21 protein-coding genes are annotated in these 23,507 nt (G+C 58.3%); 8 read left to right on the plus strand and 13 right to left on the minus strand.

Annotated elements, in window-relative coordinates; genetic code table 11:
- Nucleotides 1-30: 30 nt before the first annotated feature.
- The 5 genes from IMCC21224_RS10840 to IMCC21224_RS10860 all read right to left on the minus strand — a co-directional run bounded on the left by IMCC21224_RS10840 (nucleotide 31) and on the right by IMCC21224_RS10860 (nucleotide 7,007).
- A complete protein-coding gene (locus IMCC21224_RS10840; RefSeq protein ID WP_231582060.1) occupies nucleotides 31-2,349 on the minus strand; it encodes a DUF4962 domain-containing protein in 2,319 nt (772 codons plus the stop codon).
- A gap of 92 nt (nucleotides 2,350-2,441) precedes the next feature.
- Nucleotides 2,442-3,989 carry an extracellular solute-binding protein gene (locus IMCC21224_RS10845; protein WP_231582061.1) on the minus strand — a complete coding sequence of 516 codons (1,548 nt, stop codon included), beginning with the start codon at nucleotides 3,987-3,989 and terminating at the stop codon, nucleotides 2,442-2,444.
- Nucleotides 3,990-4,015: 26 nt separating this feature from the next.
- Nucleotides 4,016-4,897 carry a carbohydrate ABC transporter permease gene (locus IMCC21224_RS10850; RefSeq protein WP_047995371.1) on the minus strand — a complete coding sequence of 294 codons (882 nt, stop codon included), beginning with the start codon at nucleotides 4,895-4,897 and terminating at the stop codon, nucleotides 4,016-4,018.
- Between the two features lie 14 nt (nucleotides 4,898-4,911).
- On the minus strand, nucleotides 4,912-5,907 hold the full coding sequence (locus IMCC21224_RS10855; protein ID WP_082135179.1) for a sugar ABC transporter permease: 996 nt from the start codon (nucleotides 5,905-5,907) through the stop codon (nucleotides 4,912-4,914).
- Entirely contained in the window at nucleotides 5,904-7,007 is a 1,104-nt protein-coding gene (locus IMCC21224_RS10860) for an ABC transporter ATP-binding protein (protein ID WP_047995372.1), read from the minus strand. The genes IMCC21224_RS10855 and IMCC21224_RS10860 overlap by 4 nt, the downstream gene beginning before the upstream one ends.
- A gap of 184 nt (nucleotides 7,008-7,191) precedes the next feature.
- Between IMCC21224_RS10860 and IMCC21224_RS10865 the strand changes: the two genes are divergently transcribed.
- The 3 genes from IMCC21224_RS10865 to IMCC21224_RS10875 all read left to right on the plus strand — a co-directional run bounded on the left by IMCC21224_RS10865 (nucleotide 7,192) and on the right by IMCC21224_RS10875 (nucleotide 10,813).
- Entirely contained in the window at nucleotides 7,192-8,442 is a 1,251-nt protein-coding gene (locus IMCC21224_RS10865) for an enolase C-terminal domain-like protein (RefSeq protein ID WP_047995373.1), read from the plus strand.
- A gap of 124 nt (nucleotides 8,443-8,566) precedes the next feature.
- Nucleotides 8,567-9,250, plus strand: coding sequence for a GntR family transcriptional regulator (locus IMCC21224_RS10870; protein WP_047995374.1), 684 nt, complete (start codon nucleotides 8,567-8,569; stop codon nucleotides 9,248-9,250).
- Between the two features lie 201 nt (nucleotides 9,251-9,451).
- Complete coding sequence (locus IMCC21224_RS10875; RefSeq protein WP_047995375.1) at nucleotides 9,452-10,813, plus strand: MATE family efflux transporter; 1,362 nt, start codon at nucleotides 9,452-9,454, stop codon at nucleotides 10,811-10,813.
- Nucleotides 10,814-11,015: 202 nt separating this feature from the next.
- Here IMCC21224_RS10875 and rpsI read toward each other — a convergent pair whose 3' ends face one another.
- From rpsI to IMCC21224_RS10890, 3 genes are all read right to left on the minus strand, one after another.
- Complete coding sequence (gene rpsI / locus IMCC21224_RS10880) at nucleotides 11,016-11,501, minus strand: 30S ribosomal protein S9 (RefSeq protein ID WP_047995376.1); 486 nt, start codon at nucleotides 11,499-11,501, stop codon at nucleotides 11,016-11,018.
- Nucleotides 11,501-11,965 carry a 50S ribosomal protein L13 gene (gene rplM, locus IMCC21224_RS10885; protein ID WP_047995377.1) on the minus strand — a complete coding sequence of 155 codons (465 nt, stop codon included), beginning with the start codon at nucleotides 11,963-11,965 and terminating at the stop codon, nucleotides 11,501-11,503. The genes rpsI and rplM overlap by 1 nt, the downstream gene beginning before the upstream one ends.
- 287 nt (nucleotides 11,966-12,252) lie before the next feature.
- Complete coding sequence (locus tag IMCC21224_RS10890; protein WP_047995378.1) at nucleotides 12,253-13,665, minus strand: PLP-dependent aminotransferase family protein; 1,413 nt, start codon at nucleotides 13,663-13,665, stop codon at nucleotides 12,253-12,255.
- Between the two features lie 96 nt (nucleotides 13,666-13,761).
- On the opposite strand from IMCC21224_RS10890, the gene IMCC21224_RS10895 reads away from it, so the two are divergent.
- Nucleotides 13,762-13,989, plus strand: coding sequence for a DUF1127 domain-containing protein (locus IMCC21224_RS10895; protein ID WP_047995379.1), 228 nt, complete (start codon nucleotides 13,762-13,764; stop codon nucleotides 13,987-13,989).
- Between the two features lie 72 nt (nucleotides 13,990-14,061).
- Here the strand turns inward: IMCC21224_RS10895 and IMCC21224_RS10900 are convergent, their stop codons facing one another.
- Entirely contained in the window at nucleotides 14,062-14,487 is a 426-nt protein-coding gene (locus IMCC21224_RS10900) for a PaaI family thioesterase (protein WP_047995380.1), read from the minus strand.
- 56 nt (nucleotides 14,488-14,543) lie between these two features.
- Between IMCC21224_RS10900 and IMCC21224_RS10905 the strand changes: the two genes are divergently transcribed.
- The 3 genes from IMCC21224_RS10905 (at nucleotide 14,544) to gluQRS (ending at nucleotide 17,667) form a co-directional block, all read left to right on the plus strand.
- The gene (locus tag IMCC21224_RS10905; RefSeq protein WP_047995381.1) at nucleotides 14,544-15,332 is read left to right on the plus strand and encodes an enoyl-CoA hydratase; all 789 of its coding nucleotides are present in this window, start codon (nucleotides 14,544-14,546) and stop codon (nucleotides 15,330-15,332) included.
- A 63-nt stretch (nucleotides 15,333-15,395) separates the two neighbouring features.
- Nucleotides 15,396-16,772 (plus strand): methylenetetrahydrofolate--tRNA-(uracil(54)-C(5))-methyltransferase (FADH(2)-oxidizing) TrmFO, encoded by a 1,377-nt coding sequence (gene trmFO / locus IMCC21224_RS10910; protein WP_047997040.1) that lies wholly within the window; start codon nucleotides 15,396-15,398, stop codon nucleotides 16,770-16,772.
- A 25-nt stretch (nucleotides 16,773-16,797) separates the two neighbouring features.
- Nucleotides 16,798-17,667, plus strand: coding sequence for a tRNA glutamyl-Q(34) synthetase GluQRS (gluQRS, locus tag IMCC21224_RS10915; RefSeq protein WP_047995382.1), 870 nt, complete (start codon nucleotides 16,798-16,800; stop codon nucleotides 17,665-17,667).
- Here gluQRS and hisI read toward each other — a convergent pair.
- On the minus strand, nucleotides 17,664-18,026 hold the full coding sequence (gene hisI, locus IMCC21224_RS10920) for a phosphoribosyl-AMP cyclohydrolase (protein WP_047995383.1): 363 nt from the start codon (nucleotides 18,024-18,026) through the stop codon (nucleotides 17,664-17,666). The two genes, gluQRS and hisI, sit on opposite strands and share 4 nt — an antisense overlap.
- Before the next feature lie 67 nt (nucleotides 18,027-18,093).
- Between hisI and IMCC21224_RS10925 the strand changes: the two genes are divergently transcribed.
- The gene (locus IMCC21224_RS10925) at nucleotides 18,094-18,546 is read left to right on the plus strand and encodes an iron-sulfur cluster assembly scaffold protein (RefSeq protein ID WP_047995384.1); all 453 of its coding nucleotides are present in this window, start codon (nucleotides 18,094-18,096) and stop codon (nucleotides 18,544-18,546) included.
- 460 nt (nucleotides 18,547-19,006) lie between these two features.
- Here IMCC21224_RS10925 and IMCC21224_RS28840 read toward each other — a convergent pair whose 3' ends face one another.
- The 3 genes from IMCC21224_RS28840 to ligA all read right to left on the minus strand — a co-directional run bounded on the left by IMCC21224_RS28840 (nucleotide 19,007) and on the right by ligA (nucleotide 23,454).
- A complete protein-coding gene (locus tag IMCC21224_RS28840) occupies nucleotides 19,007-19,129 on the minus strand; it encodes a hypothetical protein (RefSeq protein WP_255347991.1) in 123 nt (40 codons plus the stop codon).
- A 120-nt stretch (nucleotides 19,130-19,249) separates the two neighbouring features.
- Entirely contained in the window at nucleotides 19,250-21,340 is a 2,091-nt protein-coding gene (recG, locus tag IMCC21224_RS10930) for an ATP-dependent DNA helicase RecG (protein WP_047995385.1), read from the minus strand.
- Nucleotides 21,337-23,454: an NAD-dependent DNA ligase LigA gene (gene ligA, locus IMCC21224_RS10935; protein ID WP_047995386.1), complete on the minus strand. Its 2,118-nt coding sequence runs from the start codon at nucleotides 23,452-23,454 to the stop codon at nucleotides 21,337-21,339. The genes recG and ligA overlap by 4 nt, the downstream gene beginning before the upstream one ends.
- Nucleotides 23,455-23,507: the final 53 nt, after the last annotated feature.

The following is a 23,507-nucleotide window of genomic DNA, read 5'->3' on the forward strand; positions in this document are numbered from 1 at the left end:
TGGCCGGTTGTATTTGTTTGGCCTGGAGTTTTACCGAGTCGGCGTGGTGCCGACATCGAATGTCTTGGGGACGACAACCTTGAATGTCCGATCCTCGGAATCGGTGCAGTAGAGGTCGCAGTCGTAGCCCTGATCGTCGAGAAAGCTGAAGATCCGGCGCGGTGCCGCCAGCGGATACGGCACAAACAGCGTGGCGATACGGTGGCGGGTTGCCTTGGGAAAGCGGGCTTGCAGGCAAGTGCTGACTGGCAGTCCTTCGATTTCGGATGGGTCGACATCCGCAAATCCGGTCTCTTGCGTTAGGTGCGGCACGCCCGCTTCGGACCAGAGGAACTGACCATAAAATCCGGCCCGTTCGCCAGTATAGCGAAAGGTGGTATCGCCCAGTGTCATGGGGGCATTTGCGTGCAGTCGCCAGTCAACCGACACTGCCTGATCTGCGTCGATGCTGTCCACAATCACGAAATAGGTGTTGTGAACAAAGTAGACGTCGCGCAGGACTGACGTCACTTCGGGTGACATCGTGCGATAGGCTGCGGTTGCATCGCCCTGCATATAGATGTGATCGCCACGATCTTCGGCTGTGGTGATCAGGCCGGTGGCTTGCATCGCCTGGGATTTATCCTTGCCTGCATACTGACCCTTGCCGTTGATCAGCACCGCATTCTTGGACACTGTCTGTCGGCGCCACTTCTGGTGCATGGTGCTGTTGAAGGCAACGTAATGGCCGGACTGAATCGCCAGATCTTCGCCAAAACCCGCGAGGCAAAAGGCGTTCTGATCGCCGTGGCTGTGGCTGATCGACCCGAAGGGCGACGATTTCATCACAAACTGGATATGGTTCTCGGGATCCTGCATCCGATGCTGAATCGCAACCCAGCCGATCCCCTTGAACCAACGGAACTGATCGTCATCGGCGGGCGGCACGGCCTCGATAATCGGGAAATCGGTGCGGTAGGCCAATTCGTCGAAATTAAAGTCCCACCAACCCCAGTTATAGAACATCTTCTCGGTGCCGGGATTGGTGCGCTTGATCTCGTCGTAATACCATTGATAGGCACCGTTGCCGGTGACCCCGGCGTATTGGCGCAAGTTGTAGCCGATCTTGACCGCAGGCAGGTCGCCCATGGTGCTGTCATCGCCAAAGGTGGCGCGCCGGGTGTCCGGTGCCTTGGTATAGAGCGGAAAGTCACCCGTCTTTTGAAAGAACGGACGCTGGTACAGGTCAATGCCAGTATAGCTTTTGAGCAGGTTCGCGGCGTCGATCAGATAGGCCATGCCGGTCATCCAGTAATGCGGCCCCTCGGCCCAGCCACCGTTTTTGTCGCCCCATGGCGAATAGACGGTGAACAGGAATTCGACCGAATAATTCAGCCAGCCCTCGGCCTCGGGGGTATCGTCCAGCAGGGCGATTGAGGCCGGGATCAGGACCGCCGACACCGCGCGGACGGCGTGACTGTCGAACGGGAACAGGTGGATGTTGGCGTGTTTGATGATGTGATCGGCGGTTTCCTTGGTGCGCGCCAACAATGAGGCGCGCACCAGATCACGTTCCTCGTCGCTTAGCTGATTGTGCAGCCAGTCATAGCCCCAGGCCAGCGCGACGTTGACGCGAAACCCCCATTCGTCGGTGTAGGCACGCGACGTGGTCCCGGACGGGTTCCAGGCGGCAGCGGCAAGCAACCAATCCTTGGCGCGGGCCAGCATTGCGGCGTCCTGTGTCACCTGTCCACCGATCGCCAGATGGCGGATTGCATAGATCAGCTCTTGGCAGTCGATATAGGTCTGGCGCCAGATCTTGGCGATGCGTTTGTGATCCGGATAGCCTACAGGTTCGGGCATGACATCGCGATCCATCCACGGCAGGACGGACTGTTCAAAGAACGTCGACCAGGTGCAGTGTTCGGCATCCTTGATGATGTCTTTGCGAAACTCATTCAGCCGCTCTGGGGTCAGCCAAAGGCGCGGATGGCTACGCGTTGCGTTGGAAAATCGGGTCTTGCGGTCCGCCAGCGGTGTTTCGGGCAATCCGCCGGCCAGGGTAAATGTGCGGTCGCTGCTCCACTGGGTGGTGGGCAACCCGGTTTTTGGATCACAGACAGCGTAGGACCAAGTGTAGCTACCTGCAGGCAGCACAACATTCGGCGTGAAAAAGTTCAACGCGATGTTGCTAAAGACATGGGTCGCCTTGGATGGATATCCCGGATCGGTCGACACCCGCAGCACATAGCGCGCTTCGTCCTCGATCACCGGTAGCCAGCTAAAACGGGGCGGGTTTTCGAACACGGCAGCACCTTGGGACGGACCATATTGGATCGTCAAACGACCGGTTTTGGGTTCATCAAGCATGAGAAGGGTCTGGCTGGGCATTTCAGCGCTTTCTGGTCGTACGGGAAAGGAAGGGTGCGGCCCGGACTGGCCACACCCGAAGAGTGCAAAGCTCAGCCGTACTGACGCTTGTAAGCCGAGTTCATGACCTCGATGACCTTGTCATAGCCCATCTTGTTGAGGGTCGCGGCGTAGGCCTGCCAGTCCGCCTCGATGTCACCGGATCCAAGAATCCAGGCCTGCTGACGTTCAAGCATATAGGTGCGCAACGACGGCCAGTATTTGTCAAAAACCGCCTGTTCGTCCTGATTGAGCGAGACCCCCAGGAACTGATCGATCAGCAGATCATTGGCGTCATACAGCTCGATGCCCTCACGCGCGGCGGGCGACGTCCACTGCCATTCATACCGGTAATCCTGGAAGAAACCGCGCTGGATCTGCGCGCCCACCAGATACATTTGGCTGTTCACCGGCGAGTCGCTGTTCAGCACTTCGGGTTTGTAGATCGGCTCACCGTCGACCATGTCCCAGGTTTCGCCTTCGACACCAAAGTTCGCCAGATTGCGGCCCTCTTCGGTGAACCAGAAATCAAAGTACTTAATGGTCTCAACCACGTGATCGTTGGCGTAGCTGATCGCCCAGCCATCAGGTTTGGTTGGGATGCGGCGATGCTCTTCCATCCGCACACCGGCCGCCGATGCAGGCGGCAGGAAGGGGATAAAGTTAAAGCCTTCGACCTTGTCCTTCAGTGCATCGTTGTAGCCCGATGTAGAGGCAAACCAGTCATGCGTCATACCGCCGAGGTTTTCCGACAAAAGGTAATCGCGCGACGATGACCCGCGGGTAAAGATTTCCGGGTCGATCAACCCCTCTTCGTACCACTGGGCGACGTTCGACAGTGCGGTGCGATAGGCGTCCTGAGCGTAGGGGTGCACCACCTCGCCGTCGTCATTCACATAGAAATCATGGTAGGTGTCAGACCCCGAAGACCGCGCATCCCACAGCGTCAACAGGCGGTTCACCTCTTCCCACTGTCGTGCGAAATAGGGGATTTCGTCCTTGCGACCGTTGCCGTTCGGGTCGTCGTTGCGAAATGCGGTCAGGACCGTGTGCAGCTCGTCTACGTTTTGCGGCTGCTCGAGTCCCAGCGCGTCAAGCCAGTCCTGCCGGATGTACCACGCCCGGCCGAATTTTCCGTCGGGCAGATAGGGGATGTAGTAATAATTGCCGTCATAAGAGGAAATCGCCTCTTTCAGACCGGGATGCGAGTCCCAGAAGGCCGTGATATTCGGCGCATGCTCTTCGATCAGATCGTTGAGCGGGATAAAGGCACCCTCGGGGCCATATTGATTGACCGGCTGCTGGATCAGGTGACCGCCAACGATGTCGGGCATGTTGCCCTGGGCGATCAGAAGGTTCATCGCCTCAATGCTGTCTGTCGAGTTGCGCCCCGCCGTCGCGTCCTTGAGACAGACGTTGGACAGCGCACACGCAGCCTTTTCGACGGCGTAATCTTCATCATACCCTTGGGCGCGCGGCCAGTGCATGTGGATGCTGAGTTCCAGCGGCTTGTCGACGACTTGCAGATGGCTGTCAGCGAACGCCGGAGTGGTCAGGGCCGTGCTGGCCAGGATGGCCGAAGCCAGAGACAGTTTACGCATGGTGTCCTCCCTTATGCGGTTGTTGGTCATTCTTTCACCCCTCCAAGCATGATGCCTTTGTTGAAGTACTTCTGAAGGAACGGGTAGATCAGCAGGATCGGGATGATCGAGCAGATGATAATCGCGGCGCTGACCGTCTCGAACGAATAGGCGGCGTTCAGCAGGGTCGCGGCGAATTCTTCGTCGTCCGAAAGTTCGACGATCACGTGACGCAGATAGACCTGAAGCGGGATCTTCTCTTCGTCCTGCAACAGAACCATCGCCCAGAAGAACCCGTTCCAGCGCGACACGATGCAGAACAGCGCGACCGTGGCGATGGCCGGTTTACTAAGCGGCATGAACACCTTCCAGAGCACCTGGAATTCGTTGGCACCGTCCATACGTGCCGCCTCTTCGAACGATTGCGGGATGGCTTCAAAGAAGTTGCGCAGCAGGATGATGTTAAAGCCGTTGACCGCAAACCCAATGATGATGCCAAAGTAACTGTCAAGCAGACCCAGATCCCGCATGTTCAGGAAGAATGGGATCAGGCCCGCGTTGAACCACATGGTAAACGCCACCATCAGGTTCCAGAACCGACGCCCATAAAGCTGCGTGCGCGACAGGGCGTAGGCACCGGGGATAATAAACAAAAGGCTCATCAGCGTGCCGCCGATGGTGTAGATGAAGGTGTTCTTGTACGAGGTCCAGAACATCGGCTCGGACAGAACCTGTTTGTAGGCTTCGAGGGTGAAACCCACCGGCGTCAGGATCACGTTTCCGGCCCGGGCCTCGAACCCCGTGCTCATTGACAGGGACGCGATGTAAATGAACGGATACAGCGCCGAGAGCGTGAAAATGGCGATCAGGACCATGTTGAGGATGACGAACGCTTTGTCACCGCGCGAATAGAGGTTCATGTTCAGCATGCGACGTCTCCCCCTTACCAGAGTGATGTGCGCGAATAGCGCTTGGAGATGGTGTTCGCGCTCATCACCAGAACAAAGGCAACGATAGCGTTGAACAGCCCGGCAGCGGCGGCGAGGTCGTATTGCCCACCCTGCAGGCCCTGACGGTAGATGAAGGTGTTCACCACATCCGCGGTTTCGTAAGTCGCGGGCTGGTAGAGCAGGATGATCATCTCGAACGACACTTCGAGCATGTTGCCGATACGGATGATCAGCATGATGATGATCGTCGGCATGATCGACGGCACGGTGATCTTCCACACCATCTGCCAGCGCGATGCCCCATCCACCACGGCGCTTTCATACAGCGTGGGCGAAATCCCGGCGATCGCAGCCAGATAGACGATGGATTGAAAACCAGCCTCTTGCCAGATCGTGGTGCCGACAAAGATCGGCCTGAACCATTCCGGTTTGGTGAGAAAGTAGACCGAGTCCATTCCGAACCAGCCCAGTATGGTATTGACGATGCCCGCCGAGGGCGAAAATGCCGTAATCACGATCCCGGCAATTATCACCGACGAAATAAAGTGCGGCAGATAAACGATTGTCTGCGCAGTCTTTTTGAACTTCTGGTTCAGGACTTCGTTGAACATCAGCGCCAGCAGGATCGGCATCGGAAAGCCAAAGATCAGACTCAGGCCGCTGATATAGACCGTGTTGCGCAGCGCCCGGATAAACTGGTCGTTGTTGAACAGGGTGTGAAAGTGTTCGAACCCGATCCATGGGCTGCCAGCGACGCCGCGAAAGATGCTGTAATCCTTAAAGGCGATTTGCAGGCCGTACATTGGCTTGTACAGAAACACGAGCAGCCAGATGATTGTCGGCAACAGCATCACATAAAGCTGCCATTCCTTGCGGAAATGCTCGCCTATCCGCTCGATATTGCTGGCTTTGCGGGTGCGCAATGCCTCTTTGGCCTCAATCACCAGCTCTTCGGTCGATCCGCCGACCTTGCTACCGGGGGCCTTCATGCGACACGCGTCTGGCCAGAAAGCGCCATACCTGTTTGTGCATCAAATACCTTGATCAGATCCTGCCGGACGGTAAATCCGTTGACGGCGTTCAGTTTGGCCATGTTTCCTAGGGTTTCGGTGCGGATCACAAACGGATCACCGCCAAGCGACATATGCAGCAACGCTTCGGAGCCAAGGGTTTCCACCAGTTCGAGTTCGCATGACACGCTGCCCGCCTCCGGTTCGGTCACCACATCCACGTATTCCGGGCGAATGCCGACGATCACTTCGCGGCCGACCGCATTCTGCAGCCCCGGCAAGGGGGGCAGTGCTATTTGTTGTCCGGCAAAGACCGCGACGGGCGACGTGTCTCCATCAGCAATCACAGCCTTGACCTGGTTCATCGGCGGGGCCCCAAGGAACCCCGCGACAAAGGCATTCGCCGGGTTCAGGAACAGCTCCATCGGAGAGCCGATCTGTTCGATCTGGCCGGCATTCATCACGACGATGCGGTCGGCCAGGGTCATCGCCTCGACCTGATCATGGGTGACGTAGATGCTGGTGACGCCAAGACGGTTGTGCAGACGTTTGATTTCGGCACGCATCTGCGTGCGCAGCTTGGCATCAAGGTTCGAGAGCGGTTCGTCGAACAGGAACACCTTGGGGCGGCGCACGATGGCGCGGCCCATGGCGACGCGCTGGCGCTGCCCGCCCGACAGATCAGCGGGGCGGCGCTCCAGATAGTCGTTGAGGCCAAGAATTCCGCTGACTTCCTTGACCGCCGCCGCGATCTCTTCCTTGCCCTCTTTGCGGATGCGCAGACCAAAGGCCATGTTTTCAGCGACGTTGAGATGCGGGTAAAGCGCGTAGTTCTGAAACACCATCGCCACGTCGCGGTCCTTGGGGGCAACGCGGTTCATCACCCGACCGTCGATGGTCAGTTCCCCGTCCGAGATTTCCTCAAGACCGGCGATCATGCGCAGTGTTGTGGACTTTCCGCAGCCGGATGGACCGACCAGAACCACAAATTCCTTTTCTTGCACCACCAGATCGACCCCGTGGACGACCTGTACCGCACCATATGCTTTCACGATGCTATCGAGTTGGACCCCAGACATGACCTCTCCTCCGCCATCCACAGAATTTTGCCGAAATGTGATTCGATTATTCCGGCTGGCCCTATCTACCATACTAGTACAATTATCACCATACTAGTATTTGATCCAGTATGGTGATACAAAAGTCAGGACGGTCGGAAAACCGAGTCGACCGCACCGAAAAACACAAGCAGGAATGTGTCCCATGCGAGTAAAAGAAGTGATTGTGACCCCAATCGCGATTCCGGATGTGCCGCTGGCCAATACCAAGGGCGTTCATCAGTCGGTCTTTCTGCGGGCCATCATCCAGGTAAAGACGGACACTGGCCTTGTTGGTCTGGGGGAAACCTATGGCGCCCGGCGCACTCTGGACGGATTGCAGGCGGTCGCCCCGATGCTTGAGGGACTCGACCCCTACAACCTGCACGATCTGCGCCGCCGCGCCGAAGCCGCCCTGCCCGACAGCGGCGGTGTCAACGCGCCAACAGCGTTGGCCGATCACAAGGTGATTGATGTCGTCTATAGCGCCTTTGAAATCGCCTGCCTTGATCTGCGTGGCAAAGACGTCGGTCGACCGCTGTTCGATCTGTTGGGCGGCGCTGTGCGCAAGACAATCCCGTTCGGCGGCTACCTGTTCTACAAATTCGCCAAGCAGGACCTGACATTCGGTCCTGACATCATGGGCGAAGTCATGACACCGGACACACTGGTGGCACAGGCCAAAGAGTTTTCGGACAAATACGGTTTCAAGTCGTGGAAGCTAAAGGGCGGCGTGCTGGAACCCGATCTCGAAATCGAGACGATGCTCAAGCTGCGCGAGACATTTCCACATCACCCGCTTCGGATCGACCCGATGGGGGCATGGACCGTGCCAACAGCGGTCGAGGTGGTGCGCAAACTGGATGGTGTGCTGGAATATCTCGAAGACCCCTGCCGCGGCATGGACGCGATGGCCGAACTTTCGGCGCTGATCGACATGCCGCTTGCCACTAACCTTGTCGTGGTTGAATTCGAGCAGATTTTCGAAGCTGTTCGGAAAGATGCCGTGCAGATTGTGCTGTCAGATCACCATTACTGGCGGGGGGCGACAGGGGCGGTTCATCTGGGCGAAATGTGCCGGGCGGCCAATCTGGGTGTATCGATGCATTCCAATTCACATCTCGGCATCTCGCTGGCGGCCATGTGCCATGTCGCGGCGGCCACCCCAAATCTGACCTATGATTGCGATACGCATTACCCCTGGTCGACAAAAGAGATTGTCAAAGGCGGTCGCCCGACGTTCAGGGACGGCACATTGCAGGTGCCCGATGGTCCCGGTCTGGGTGTGGAACTGGACCACGATACAGTCGCAGAGCTACACGATCTCTACAATCGGGCCATGGTACAGGATCGTGATGACACCAATGAAATGCGCAAATATGTTCCGGATTTTGTGCGAAAGGTGCCGCGATGGTAAGCTGTGTTCACTTGCATTCTGGTACCGTACACTCGATGGCAATGCCTGAGGGCAGAAAAACGGTTTGCTTGTCCAGAATAAAATGCAGGCTTGGCAAGCTGGCCGCAACTTGGGGAATGAACAGATGGCATTAGTGCGACAGGCCGGAGCGCGTGAGACAAGCGTCGATCTTGTCTTTAATCATCTTTCCGAACAAATCGCATCGTTGCGTCTGCTGCCCGGTGACAAGATTTCCGAGGCAGAGATCGCGGCAGAATTTGGCGTCTCTCGCCAACCCGTCCGGGATGCGTTCAATCGGCTGGTCAGCCTGGATTTGCTGGTGTCCCGACCGCAGCGCGCAACCGAAGTTAAGCGCATTTCGCTGCGAGAGATCGCCAAGTCACGGTTTGTTCGTGCCGCCGTCGAAGCCCGGGTTCTGGGTCAGGCAGCAATGGAATGCGATGCAAAGGACGTGGCTATCCTGAATGCCAGCCTCGAACGGCAGCGCAAAACCGTGCAGGACAATGACTTTGCCGCCTTCGGTGTGCTGGACTACCAGTTCCACGAGGCGCTGTGCGGTATTGCCAAAGCGGACTTTGCGTTTGAGATCATATCGGCCGAAAAAGCCAAGGTTGACCGTCTTTGTATGCTGGGGCTCGCCAAAGGGGATCGGATGCCGGTATTGCTGAGCGATCATGAAGCCATCGCAGCAGCGGTCGAAAGAGGTGATGCCGACGCAGCTGTCGAGGCCGGGATGCTGCATCTGTCGCGGCTGGATGGCACTATTGAAACCGTTTCCAAGATCAATGCCCGGTATTTCGATCCGTAAACCGTGCCGCTCCTGCCGTCATCGCCGCGGCCCTAAATCAGACATCTGACGCTTGTGACTTATGCCACAGGCGATGGCCGCGACCACCTTGGGATTCGCGCCCCTGTTGTCATGCAATCCTTGCCACTGCGATCACGCAGACCAGCGCCGGGCCTCTGACAGTCGAATATCCGTTTCAATCCTCAAACCAAGACAGATCCTATGCTTCAGAACACGGCTACACCTGTCGCCACCCCGTCGACCAATGCCATTTTTCAACTGGCGTGGCCCCTGACGCTCAAGACGATCATGCTGCATGGGATTATCGTCATTGATGCCTATCTCGTTGCCGGTCTTGGCGAAGAGGCGCTGGCCGCGATGGGTCTGGCCGGTTCGATCGGTGGCCTGTTACTGGGTATTCTGGTTGCCTTTTCGACGGCGACCCAGATCCGCGTCGCCCAGGCCTTTGGCTCGGGCCAGCCCGCCGCGTTAAAATCTGGTGCCTACTGTGGCTTGGTTATCAATCTTGGCGTCAGTTTGCTCGGGATGCTGGCGGTCGCACTGGCGGGGGGGACAATCATCGATCGATTTGCACATACACCCGAGATCGCGCACCAGGCCCAACTTTACCTAAATGTGTTCATGATTGTGATCCTAGGCGAAGCGGTCGGTCAGGCCCTGTCGAGCCACTTTAACGGTTGCGGTGAAACCAAAACCTCGTTTTACAGCTATGTCATCGCGTTACCGGTCAACGTCGGGCTCAGCATTGCTCTCATCCACGGCATGTTCGGGTTTCCAGAACTCGGTCTTGTGGGGGCCGCAGTCGGAAGCGCGGTGGCATCGCTGGTGAGGACCGTCTATCTGGCTGAGCGGTTTTTCCGGTCGACCCAGGGGTTCCCGGATGCACCTGGATGGCTGTACGCGACGTTTCGTCATACGCTGATCAGACACCTGATCTTTGCCCTGCCTATCGCCGCAACTTTTATCAGTGCAACTCTCGCCAATACCGTAGCCATGCTGATCTATGCCAAACTTAGCGTGAATCAGTTTGCCGCGCTGACGCTGATTATGCCTTGGGTCATGGTCGCGGGCACGCTGGGGATCACCTGGGCGCAGGCGACAGGAATCCTCGTTGCGCAATTGTTGGGCCGGAACCCGACCAGTGGCGCGCTCGATGAATTTCTGATGCGCGCTTGGCGGGGTGCGTTTGTCGCCGCCGCGCTGGTGTCGGCAACCTACCTGGTCGTCGGCCTGTCCTCGGGTCTGATCTACAGCGAACTGCAATCTGAAACCCGCGCCGCCCTGCTTAGCTTTGTGCCGATTCTGCTGGTGCTACCGTTTCCCAAAGGGTCCAACGCAATTTGCGGAAACACCCTGCGGGCGGGCGGAGAGACCGTTTATGTGATGAATATTTTTGTCGGCTCGCAATGGTTTGTCCGCATCCCACTGACCGCGATCATGGTGCTGTACCTTGATCTTTCAGTCGCATGGGTGTTTTCACTCTTGCTGGTTGAGGAGCTGGTCAAGTTTCCGCCGTTCCATTTGCGCCTGTTCAAAGGCGAGTGGAAACACGGACTGTCGTGACATCACTCAGGCCAGTACGGGGCCAGTACGGGCGTCACAAACCTGATCGCGCCGCAAAACACACCGCGATAGGCAAAAAATATGGCCGCGATGGTCCCACGCGGCCATATCATCATTTATTCTGCATGCAGAACCCTGTCCACGGGATTGATCCACCGACCAACACCAACGAACAGAGCAGTCCGCGCGACCAGAACTCCAATCAACGCTTGGAGAACTGGAAGCTCTTGCGGGCCTTTGCCCGGCCAAACTTTTTCCGTTCAACAACACGGCTGTCACGGGTCAGGAAGCCTGCCGCTTTCAGCGATGCGCGCAGGCTGGGATCGTACAGCTGCAGTGCCTTCGAGATACCGTGCTTGACCGCGCCGGCCTGACCCGACAGACCGCCGCCCTTGACGGTGGCCATCACGTCGAACTGATCTTCGGTGCCGGACACCGAAAATGCCTGACGCAGGATCATCTGCAACACGGGACGCGCGAAATAATCGTTCAGCGGCTTGCCGTTGACGATAACCTTGCCGGAACCCGGCTTGATCCAGACGCGGGCAACCGCATCCTTACGCTTGCCTGTCGCATAGGCACGGCCCAGAGCATCGCGAACCGGCTCACGCGGCGCTTCGATCTCGACAACAGTCTCGACAACGGCAGCGTTGCCCAGCTCTTCGAGGGAATTGATTTGCTCAGCCATTATAGTGCCACCCGCGTATTCTTGGGATTCATCGCTTTAACGTCCAGCACTTCGGGGCTCTGCGCCTCGTGCGGATGCTCACCGCCTGCATAGACGCGCAGGTTGGTCATCACGGAGCGGCTCAGACGGTTGCCCGGCAGCATACGCTTGATTGCCTGCACGACAACACGCTCAGGATGTGCGCCGTCAAGGATCTGCTGCTTTGTGCGGCTCTTGATCCCGCCGGGATGGCCGGTGTGCCAGTAGAAGTTTTCCTGACGCTTGTTGCCGGTCATCTGCACTTTTTCAGCATTGATGATGATAACATTGTCGCCCATGTCCATGTGCGGCGTAAAGGACGGCTTGTGCTTGCCACGCAGGCGCATCGCCACGATCGAGGCAAGACGGCCCAGAACAACGCCCTCAGCGTCGATCAGGATCCATTTCTTCTCGATATCTGCAGGTGTTGCAGAAAAGGTTTTCATATGAGGTTTCCTCAGGGTTGCTGTTCAGACGGGCTCGCGCCCTCCCGAAAATCCGATTGCCGGGTTATACGCGGCCAAAATCCTGCGTCAAGCGCCGGAAACTTAAATTAATCAAGCAAAATCAGATTGTTGCAAATACGGTATTAATATACCCCAAAATTTCCGGCTCTACGAACACCGATAGCACGCAAAACCACCACCCAAAGCCCTGGGGCTCGCCTCTCAACCCCGCACCAGAAACCTGTGCGTGCAGAATGCACGCGCCGCCGGATCAAAGTCGGTCAGCTTCATACGGAAATCCGTTCCGGCGGATTGTCCAGCAAACCACGCAACCGCTCCAGCGCCGCCAGGAAACTCTCCAGCGTCACCTGCGCGTTCACTGCGATCCGCACCGCATGGGGGGCAAATCCGTCGCGCAAAACAAACTCGTCAGATGAGCGAATCTGAACCCCCTGCGCCTCGGCCGCCTGGCAAAATGATCCCGCCCGCCACCCAGTCGGCAACCGCAGCCAGAGAAACGGCATGTCCGGCCGCCAGACAAGGTCATAGGCCCCAAGTACATTGACCGCCGTCTGAATGTACCGCTCCAGCTCATCACGCACCCGCGTCATCACCTCTTGTATACTCTCATGCCCCAACAGACCCTCGGTCAGATCCGCAAGCGGCTTGGCCAGACCAAAGAACCCATGCTCGGCAACACGTCGCAGATCAGCCCTGCGCCCTTGAGGCGCAACAGCAAACCCGATCCGCAGCGCCGGGGTGATGGTCTTGGAAATTGACGAAACGTACCAACTTTGCTCGGGCAGCAGCGCCCTGTAGCTCAGCTCGTGGGACCGTCCGACCCGATAACAATCATCCTCAAGGATCTGCAACCCAGTGCGCTGCGCCACCTCGGCAATCTCTTGTCGCCGGTGTAGCGGTGTAAACAGACCGGTCGGATTGTGCATCTCGGGTGAGGTGCAAAGGATCTGAGCGTCGTGCTGACGTACCAAAGATTCAAGCGCCTCAGGCACAATGCCAAACTCGTCCATCGGCACCGATACCACCTCGGCGCGCAGCAGTTCCGCCGCGCGGCGGAAACCGACATATGTCAGCTCTTCCAGCAACACCACCGGACGCGGACCGCGCAAAACCGCCTGCATCACCAGTGAAATGCCGTTCTGACCGCCATGACTCAGCACCATATCTTCGGGGTCGAGTGGCCCAAGCGGCGTACCCTCAAGCCATCGAACCACTGCCTGACGCGCAGGCAGGAACCCGGCGCGCGATGGATAGTTCAGCAGATCAGCGGCAGGCCGCTCGGACAGGCACGTCAACGCCTCTCGGATCATCTGCACCTGCCCCATATCGGGCAATTTCGGTGAAAACAGCGACACCTGGTCGGTCACTTCGGGAACAGAGCATTGCTGCCAGCGGATCTGGCGGGGCGGTTCTAGCGGTTCTATCCGCGCCGCAGGATCCGCCACAAAGGTGCCGCGCCCGACCTCGGCATTCAAAGCACCTTCTTCGGTCAGGATAGTGTAGGCCCGCGCCACGGTGCCCGGCGTGATACCCAGCGTCCACGCCAACTCCCGCACGGGCGGCACCTTGTCGCCCGGTGCCATCTCCTCCGCAGCGATCGCCCCCCGGATCGCCCCCGCCACGGCACGGTATTTAGGGCCCTCCCCTTCATCACCGAACCGCTGCAAAATTGTATCCATTACAATCTTTCCCTCGACGCGCCATATCTGACATTGTATCAATATATCGTAGCAATATCGCTACATTGTGTCAATACAATTTTCAGGAGATCCTCGATGACACAGACAGCCCACGCCGCGCATATCGACTTTCTTGGCAGCCAGACCCGTCTCGCTCCGGTGCCCGCCTTCGCGCTTTATCTGGCTGTCGTGGTCACGAAATGGTCAATGCTGCGCCGCAGTCGCCGCGCGCTGAGCCATCTTGAGCAGCACCTGCTGGATGACATCGGATTGAATCGGCAGGCCGCGCAAGACGAGGCCCGCCGTATGTTCTGGATCGGCTGATCCCTGGCCTTTCCAGACCTCTTCCCTGGGCGCAGGTCTACCTGCGCCCTTTTTTAAATCCTGGCCTTCAGGCTAAGGCCGCTGGGGCGGTAGCGAATACGTAAGCGACGCCCTTGCAACCGGGGCCTCGATTCCCTCGGAAAAGATCAGCACGTCACAAACCGACAACGCCCGACCCAGTTTGAGCACGCGTGTATGCGCCAAAAGATCGCGCCCTGACTCAGGCTTGCGCATGAAATCAATCGAACAATTGGTGGTCACGGCCAGCGCCTGTTTGCCGATACGGGCCATCGTGGCGACATAGGCCGACACATCCGCCAGGCCGAACATGGACGGCCCCGACACCGTTCCGCCCGGACGCAGGTGTTCGTCACGCACGAACATCCGCATCACCAGACGATCTTCGTCCAACACGTCAATCCCAAACATGCCCGTTACCTGTGGAAACACTTCATCCAGAAACGCCCCCATCTCTTCGGCATTCACTACCAAGCTCATACTTTCCTCCCCGCTCATCCACCGCTAAGCTGACGCCGCAGATCACGGAGGACAAGATGCCATATCTCGAACGCCATGACAGCGGGCCGATTGCACATCTGACCTTGTCGTCGCCAGAGCGCCTGAATGCGCTGTCAGAAGGGATGCTCAACGCGCTTCAGACCCAGATCGACGCGCTGCGGAATGACAAAAGCATACGCTCCGTAATTTTGTCCGGCGCGGGCAAGGCATTTTGCGCCGGCCATGATTTGCGAGAGATGTCCGACGGACGTCAGTCGCCAGACGGCGGCGCGGCGTATTTCAAGGATCTGTTCGCCCGTTGCACACGCGTCATGATGGGCCTGCAATCCCTGCCCCAGCCGGTCATCGCCCAGGTTCACGGCATCGCAACTGCAGCGGGCTGTCAGCTGGTTGCCACATGCGATTTGGCAGTCGCGGCTGAAGGCACCCGTTTTGGCGTCAACGGGGTAAACATCGGTTTGTTCTGCTCGACTCCGATGGTTGCGCTCAGCCGGAACATACCGCGCAAGCAGGTGTTCGAGATGCTGACCACAGGCAGTTTTATCGATGCTGAGCGCGCGCAATCCATTGGACTGGTGAACTGCGTCGTGCCCGAGGCTGACCTGCCCACCGCCACAATCGAACTGGCCACAACCATCGCATCCAAGCTGGGCTCAGCCGTGACAGTCGGCAAACGCGCGTTTTACGAACAGCTCCAGATGCCGCTGGGCCAAGCTTATGCCTTCACCGGCGACGTGATGGTGCAGAACATGCTAAACCGCGATACAGAGGAAGGGATCGCCGCCTTTCTTGAAAAACGCGATCCCGAATGGTCTCAGCCCTGATCGTCAGAATACCCACGCGTCAGACCCCGTGACAAGCGTGTGGAAAAGCCCTAAATGCTGCGCATGACACAGACACTTCACATCGTCGGCGGCGGCATGGCCGGTTCCGAGGCCGCTTGGCAGGCCGCAAATCTGGGTATTCCCGTGGTTATTCACGAGATGAGGCCAAAGGTGCAAACCTTTGCGCATAAAACGGAAAACCTAGGCGAGATGGTTTGTTCCAACTCATTCCGTTCAGATGATTCCGAACAGAACGCTGTGGGCCTGTTGCATTGGGAAATGCGCGAGGCCGACGGCCTGATCATCACCACAGCACACAAGCACCGCCTGCCCGCGGGCGGCGCATTGGCCGTCGACCGTGATCCATTCGCCCAAAGCGTCACTGATGCGCTAAAGTCGCACCCTAACATACAGATTTCATACGAAGAAATATCTTCTCTTCCCGAAGATGGCCAATGGATCATTGCCACCGGTCCACTGACCTCTTCTGCCTTGGGTGCGGCGCTACAAGCTGAAACCGGGGCCGAGGCGCTGGCGTTTTTTGATGCCATCGCCCCGATCCTGCATGCCGACAGCATCGACATGTCCAAGGCATGGATGCAGTCGCGCTATGACAAGGGCGAGACCGAGGCAGAGCAAAAAGCCTATCTGAATTGTCCAATGGACAAAGTCACTTACGAGGCGTTCATCGACGCCCTTCTGGCGGCAGAGAAGGCTGAATTTCATGAGGGTGAAACCGCAGGCTATTTCGATGGCTGCCTACCGATTGAGGTCATGGCCGAACGCGGCCGCGAAACCTTGCGGTTTGGTCCGATGAAGCCGGTTGGCCTGACCAATCCGCATCAGCCCGAGGTCAAGGCATATGCGGTGGTTCAGCTGCGCCGGGACAATGCGCTGGGGACGCTCTTTAATATCGTCGGATTCCAGACAAAAATGAAATACGGCGCGCAGACCGACGTACTGCGGATGATTCCAGGACTTGAGAATGCCCGCTTTGCCCGCCTTGGTGGAATTCATCGCAACACTTTCCTCAACTCACCGACCTTGCTTGATGCGCAGATGCGGCTGAAAACACGCCCGAATATACGTTTCGCCGGACAGATCACCGGCGTTGAAGGATACGTTGAATCCGCCGCGATGGGGCTTTTGGCCGGGCGGCTCGCCGCTGCTGAAATTCTGGGACGTACGATCCCGCAACTTCCGCAGGACAGCGCCCATGGTGCGCTGGTGCACCACATCACAGGCGGGGCCGAGGCCAAGACATTTCAACCGATGAACGTAAACTTTGGCCTGTTCCGCCCACTAGAGGGCGTCAAGGGAGGGCGCCGGGGTCGCAAGGATCGCTACAAGGGGTATACAGACCGGGCCAAGGCTGCATGGAGCGACTGGCTGGGCGCGCAGCGGCTGGACGTCGCGTCGACCGAGTGCGAGGATGACTGAAGGCCGACAGATACCGCATTGAAATATGGTGACATTTACCACTAGATTCGCACCGTCTCCAACCGGCCCGCTGCATCTGGGTCACGCGTATTCGGCGTTGCTGGCGCACGACATGTCTCGTGCTGCCGGGGGCCAGTTCCTATTGCGGATCGAGGATATTGATCAGACCCGCTGCAAGCCAGAATGGGAGCAGAAAATCATTGACGATCTGAGCTGGCTTGGCGTTCGGTGGGACGCGCCGCCTCTGCGGCAATTCGATAGACTGACAGCGTATCAGGCGGCTCTGGATCAACTCTGGTCGCGTGGCCTGCTCTATCCCTGCGCCTGCACTCGCCGCGACATCACTGCCGCAGCAAGCGCGCCGCAAGAGGGCGCAGAACCGCTGATCGGCCCAGACGGGCTGGTCTATCCCGGCACCTGCCGCCCCGAGAACGGGCCGATCCAAGGACCGCGCCCTGACAATATCGCGCTGCGCCTGAATATGGCGCGGGCTATGGAAGCAATACCAGAGATCACTTTCGTTGAAACCGGCCAATGCACCATGGGGCATTCCGACAAGATCACTGTCGCGGCGCAAGAGATGATCCAGACTGTCGGGGATGTCGTTTTGTCGCGGCGCGACTTTCCCGGGTCGTACCATCTTTCTGTGGTACTGGATGACGCCGCGCAAGGTGTCACCGAGGTGATCCGGGGCAAGGACCTATTTGAGGCGACGAAGATTCATATTTTATTGCAGATACTTATGCGAATTCCTTCACCTGTATACCATCACCACCGCCTAATCCGTGACAGCAATGGCAAAAGGCTGGCCAAACGCGATGATGCCCGTGCAATCGCCACCTTTCGTGCTGAGGGCAAGGGCCCCGACGACATTCGCGCTATGGTCGGTCTCTAACCGATCATAGGTGTCATCAGTTCAACTTCTTCACCGTCCCGCACGGACGTATAGAAACAACTGCGCCGGTTAGTGTGGCAGGCCGGGCCGGTCTGCTTGACTTGCACCAGTAGACAATCGCGATCACAGTCCAAGCGCAGGTCCAAAAGTGCCTGCACATGGCCCGAACTTTCACCCTTGACCCAAAACGCTTGCCGCGACCGCGACCAGTAGGTCACCCGCCCTGTGTCAAGCGTGCGTGCGACCGATTCAGCGTTCATCCAAGCCATCATCAGCACCTCGCCAGTCTGGGCATCTTGGGCGATTGCAGGGATCAGCCCGCGTTCATCATAGACCAAAGTCGCAACATCAAAGCCCATTGGCAAAAACCCTTTTGCAATCCGCAATTGATGCCTATTTAGGGAACACGTCGCTAAAGGAAAAGCCATGTCCGGCAACAATGACCTGATCAAGCTCTACTCGACCCGCATCCTCGCGCTTGCGGCGGATATCCCGAACACCACCCGGTTGGACGCACCGGATGCGAGTATCAAGAAACGCTCACCACTCTGCGGCTCGACCGTGACTGTGGATCTGGCTATGCAGGACGGTCGCGTTGCGGCGTTCGGACAAGAGGTCAAAGCCTGCGCGCTGGGTCAGGCGGCGGCATCGGTGGTTGGTTCGGTAATCGTAGGGTGTACGCCCGAGCAGATCACGCAAGCCCGCGACGCGCTACAGGCGATGCTGAAATCCGACGGCCCCACCCCGGTTGCACCCTTTGACGGACTTGAGGTGTTGCGCCCCGCAGCAGCCTACAAGAACCGCCATGCGTCGATCATGCTGGCATTGGACGCCGCAGCCGAAGCTGCGGAAAAGGCACAATCGGCTGATTGTGCATAGTTTTGGATAGGTTCTGATATTGCGGGCGGGCGCTGAATAGATACGGCGTGGCCCGAAGATTCGGGATACCTGACGTTAAAAAAACCTCGATTAGTGTGGAAATGATGCCTCGTCCGACCGGCTCTGCCGCGTCCTCGGTCAGCGGTCCTTTCAAATAGACTGCGTTAGACAGTGTCGGCTCCAGTTAATGGCGTCGAATGACTGTGCCATCCCAGCCAGAACTATGGCCACCCGACAGTGAGGATGCTGGTGTTTGATCTACCAGATCTTGCAAAAAACCGCCGCGCTTCCATCAGGAAGGCGGCGGCAAGTAGCGTTGCTTGTGGGGACTCCGGGTCACTCTGAATTCGGGGGAAGACACCCCGGAACGAGACGGAACAGGCAGTTTCAGTCGCAGCGCATCAAATTGGGACAGGATGCACGAGCTCCCGGCGCAAGCACGCAGGCAGAAAACAGAAAATTACGCAAAAGCAGGCAGATGCAGCGCAAATAAGAGCAGAGCAACTAGCGATACCGCCCCGATTGCGTCCGCAAACAACGTTTTTTCCGAGCGGTGAATGGCATTACGGATCTGGCTCAGCATGGCGGTCACTCCGGTTCTGGTTAAATGTGTTGCCACTTTGTTCCCATATTGCCAGCCACCTGTAAAGAACTTTTTAAGAACATTTGAGAACAAATCGGAACGAAACGGTATCAGAGATGGCTAACCCACTGAAATCAGGCGAATTGCCTCGTCCTGCCGCATCAACCAAAGAAGAACACGTGCCGCCTGCCCCCGCAGTCCGGTCAGATCAGGATCGTCCGCCAGCAACCGCCGTGCATCGCTCTGCGCGACAGCCATCAATCCGGCCTGATGTTCCATGTCCGCGATGCGAAACTGTGGTAGCCCCGATTGTGCCGTCCCAATTAAATCGCCAGCGCCCCGCATTTCAAGATCGACCTCGGAGATGCGAAAGCCATCTTCGGTTTCGCGCAGCGTTGTCAGGCGTTTAAGTCCGGCCTCTCCCAACGGTGGCTGATACAGCATCAGGCAAGTGGATGCCGCCTCGCCACGACCGACGCGCCCGCGCAGCTGATGCAACTGTGCTAAGCCAAAACTTTCGGCCTGTTCAATCACCATAATCGTCGCGTTCGGCACATTGACGCCCACCTCGATCACCGTTGTGGCGACCAGCACCGCCGTATCGCCAGACACAAACCGCGCCATGGCGGCATCCTTTTCAGCGGCGGGCAACTGGCCATGCACCAATCCAACCGCCCCGTCCCCGAGCAAGGCACGCAGATGTTTAAACCTCTGTTCTGCCGCGGTCAGCCCCGACACTTCGCTTTCCTCGACCAGCGGGCAGACCCAATACGCCTGTTGCCCGTTGCCGATGGCGCGGCGAAGATGGGCCACCACCTCCTCCATCCGTTCGACTGACACCAAGGCAGTCTGGATCGGTTTGCGACCGGGCGGCTTTTCGTCAAGGATCGAAACGTCCATATCGCCGTATTGCGTCAACGCCAGCGAACGTGGAATCGGCGTCGCTGTCATCACCAAAACATCCGCGCCCTCGCCCTTGCGGCCCAGTTCCAGCCGCTGGCGCACGCCGAACCGGTGTTGTTCGTCCACCACTGCCAGCCGTAGATTGCAAAACGCCACGTCTTTTTGGAACACAGCATGAGTGCCGACGAGGATATGAATATCGCCCCGCCCAAGCGCCGCGAGCTTTTCTTCGCGCTCGCGTCCCTTGTCACGGCCAGTCAATAGTTCCAGTATCACCCCGGCTGATTCTGCCAGGGGTTGCAGCCCTTCCAGATGCTGCCGCGCGAGGATTTCAGTCGGGGCCATCATCACGCCCTGCCCGCCTGCCTCGACTGCGACCAGAAGCGCTATAAAGGCGACAAGCGTCTTGCCCGATCCAACGTCACCTTGCAAAAGCCGGTTCATACGCTCTGGCGCGGCCATGTCTGCTGCGATCTCGTCGATTGCGCGCTTCTGCGCACCGGTGGGCCGGTAGGGCAAGGATTTCAGGACCTTAGATCGCTTCTGCCCATCGCCGACAGACGTCATTCCCCGGCCTTTGCGACGCCGCGCCCGCGCCAGTGCAAGCGTCAGCTGATGCGCCATGAATTCGTCATAGGCGAGCCTCATACGCGCAGGGGCCGTCGCGGACAAATCAGCCGCAGCACCGGGCGCATGAACCGTTTCCAGCGCCGCATGCCAGTCTGGCCAATCCTCACGCGCCTTTTGCGCCGGATCGATCCATTCAGCCAGAACCGGCACACGGGTCAGCGCATCCGCCACCATTCGCGCCATCGCCCGCTGCGACAAACCCGCCGTCAATGGATAGACCGGTTCGAACGCGGGCAAGGTCGCAGCCTCGTCCGGACGAACAACATGATCGGGGTGCACCATCTGCGCCATACCATCAAAGACCTCAACCCGGCCCGAAACGATGCGGCGCTGATCTGTCGGCAGAAGTTTGCTCAGAAAGTCGCCCCGCGCATGGAAATGGACAATCTGGAACGTGGTTTCAGAGTCGGTGACAGTGATTCGATAAGCGCCGCCCCGACTGCGTGGGGCATGATGCTCGCCAATCGTAACTTCGACCGTCAACACCCCCGGCAGGTCCGCGCCCCGGATCGTCTGGCGCAACGCCCGGTCAATGCCGGAATGGGGCAAAGTAAAGAGCAAGTCGCGCGGCGCCACAATGTTCAATTGCGCTAACAGCTGTGCCGTTTTCGGTCCCACGCCGTCCAGCGCCGTGATCGCACCAAACAGTGGAAACAGGATTTCCGGACGGCCGGTCATCCCTGCCCGATCAGCGTCAGCCAACTGTCTTCATCAAGGATCTCGATCCCCAGTTCACGAGCCTTTTTCTCTTTGGAGCCCGCGCCCGGCCCCGCCACCAGAATATCCGTCCGAGCCGAGACCGAGCCTGCGACTTTCGCCCCCAGGGTTTCGGCGCGCGCCTTGGCCTCGGCGCGTGTCATGCGTTCGAGTGTACCGGTGAACACCACCGTTTTACCCGCAACCGGGCTGCCGTCGGTGTTGCGTTGCTCAGCCGCCTGAATGTTCAAATGCGCAACCAGCCGCTCGATCGAGGCACGCTCAGCCTCTTGTCGAAAGCTCGCCACGAGTGATTGCGCCATGACGTTCCCCACGCCGTCGATCGCCAGCAGGTCGTCCCAAGCCGCCCCCTCCTGACTGGCGGCATCACGCATCGCAGCTTCGAAAGTGTCCCATGTACCGTAATGCCGGGCCAAAAGATTCGATCCCGCCTCGCCCACGTGGCGCAAACCGAGGGCGAAGATCACCCGACCCAGCGAGATTTTCCGCTTTTCGTCAATCGCGGCAAAAAGATTCGCGGCAGATTTGTCACCCCAACCCTCGCGGTTCTTCAACTGCTGCAGGCCCGAGCCATATTTCTTTTTAAGGTCAAAGATATCCGCGGGTTCTTTAATCCAACCGTCGCGATAGAATTGTTCGATCTGCTTGGCGCCCAGCCCTTCGATGTCAAAGGCATTGCGCGCGACAAAATGCTTTAACTTTTCGACCGCTTGCGCCGGGCAAATCAGCCCGCCGGAACAGCGCCGCACTGCGTCACCTTCCTCGCGCACCGCGTCGGATTGGCATTCCGGGCAGGTCGTCGGAAACTCAAAAGACTTGGCGCTATCGGGTCGCCGGGACAGGTCCAGATCAGCTATCTTGGGAATCACATCGCCGGCACGGTAAACCTGCACCCAGTCGCCGATGCGGATGTCCTTGCCATCGCGAATCTGCGCACCAAACGAATCCCGACCGGCGATATAGTCTTCGTTGTGCAGCGTCGCGTTGCTGACCACTACGCCGCCCACCGTCACAGGGCTCAGGCGCGCGACCGGGCTGAGCGCGCCAGTACGCCCCACCTTGATGTCGATCGCCTCGAGCCTTGTCCACGCCAGCTCGGCCGGAAACTTGTGCGCAATCGCCCAACGTGGGGTGGTTGAACGAAATCCAAGCCGCTCCTGCAACGCCAGATCGTTGACCTTGTAGACCACACCATCAATGTCATAGCCGAGCGTCGCGCGCTGACCTTCAATCGCGCTGTAGTGCGCCAGCATTTCGTCAGGTCCATCACACACGCGGGTGAGCGGATTGACACAGAATCCCAGCTCCGCCAACCGGGCAATCGCGCTCATCTGGGTATAGGCCAATGGTTCAGATAGCGTACCCCACGCATATGCAAAGAACCGCAACGGCCGATTCTGTGTGATCCGGGCATCCAGTTGTCTCAAGCTGCCCGCTGCCGCGTTGCGGGGGTTCGCAAAGGTCTTGCCGCCGCGTTCAGTTTGGCGGGCGTTGAGCGACGCAAAATCCGCATGGCTCATATAGACCTCACCCCGCACTTCCAGCACCTCGGGCGCATCTGTCAGATCCGCCGGAATATCGTCTATGGTCAACGCATTTGCGGTCACGTTCTCGCCCACGGTGCCATCGCCACGGGTCGCCGCCTGCACCAGCCGTCCTGATTCATACCGCAGACTCAGCGACAGTCCGTCAATCTTGGGTTCAGCCGTATAGTGTAATGCCCCCTCTTCCGAGAGCCCGAGGTATCGGCGAATCCTCGTATCGAACTCAATGACTTCGCCGCGGTCAAAGGCATTGCCCAGAGACATCATACGCGTGGTGTGCGTGACCTTTCCAAAGCCTTCGGACGGAGCTGCCCCAATCCGGTCCGAAGGGCTATCGCTACGCTTAAGTTCGGGGAACTGGGCTTCGATCTCGGCGTTGCGCCGCTTCAGCGCATCGTAGTCCGCATCCGACAGGACCGGTCTATCATCGGCGTGATAGTCGGAATTTGCCCGGTTCAGGCGAAAGGCCAGATCCGCGAGTTCTTCCCTCGCCTGCGTCTCGGTCAACGCCTCAACTGCCCTTTTCTCCACCGTGCTGACCCTTCGACAACAATATTCATGGGTCAACTGATATGCGCGGGAAG

This window comes from Puniceibacterium sp. IMCC21224 (assembly GCF_001038505.1).
Taxonomy (GTDB): domain Bacteria; phylum Pseudomonadota; class Alphaproteobacteria; order Rhodobacterales; family Rhodobacteraceae; genus Puniceibacterium.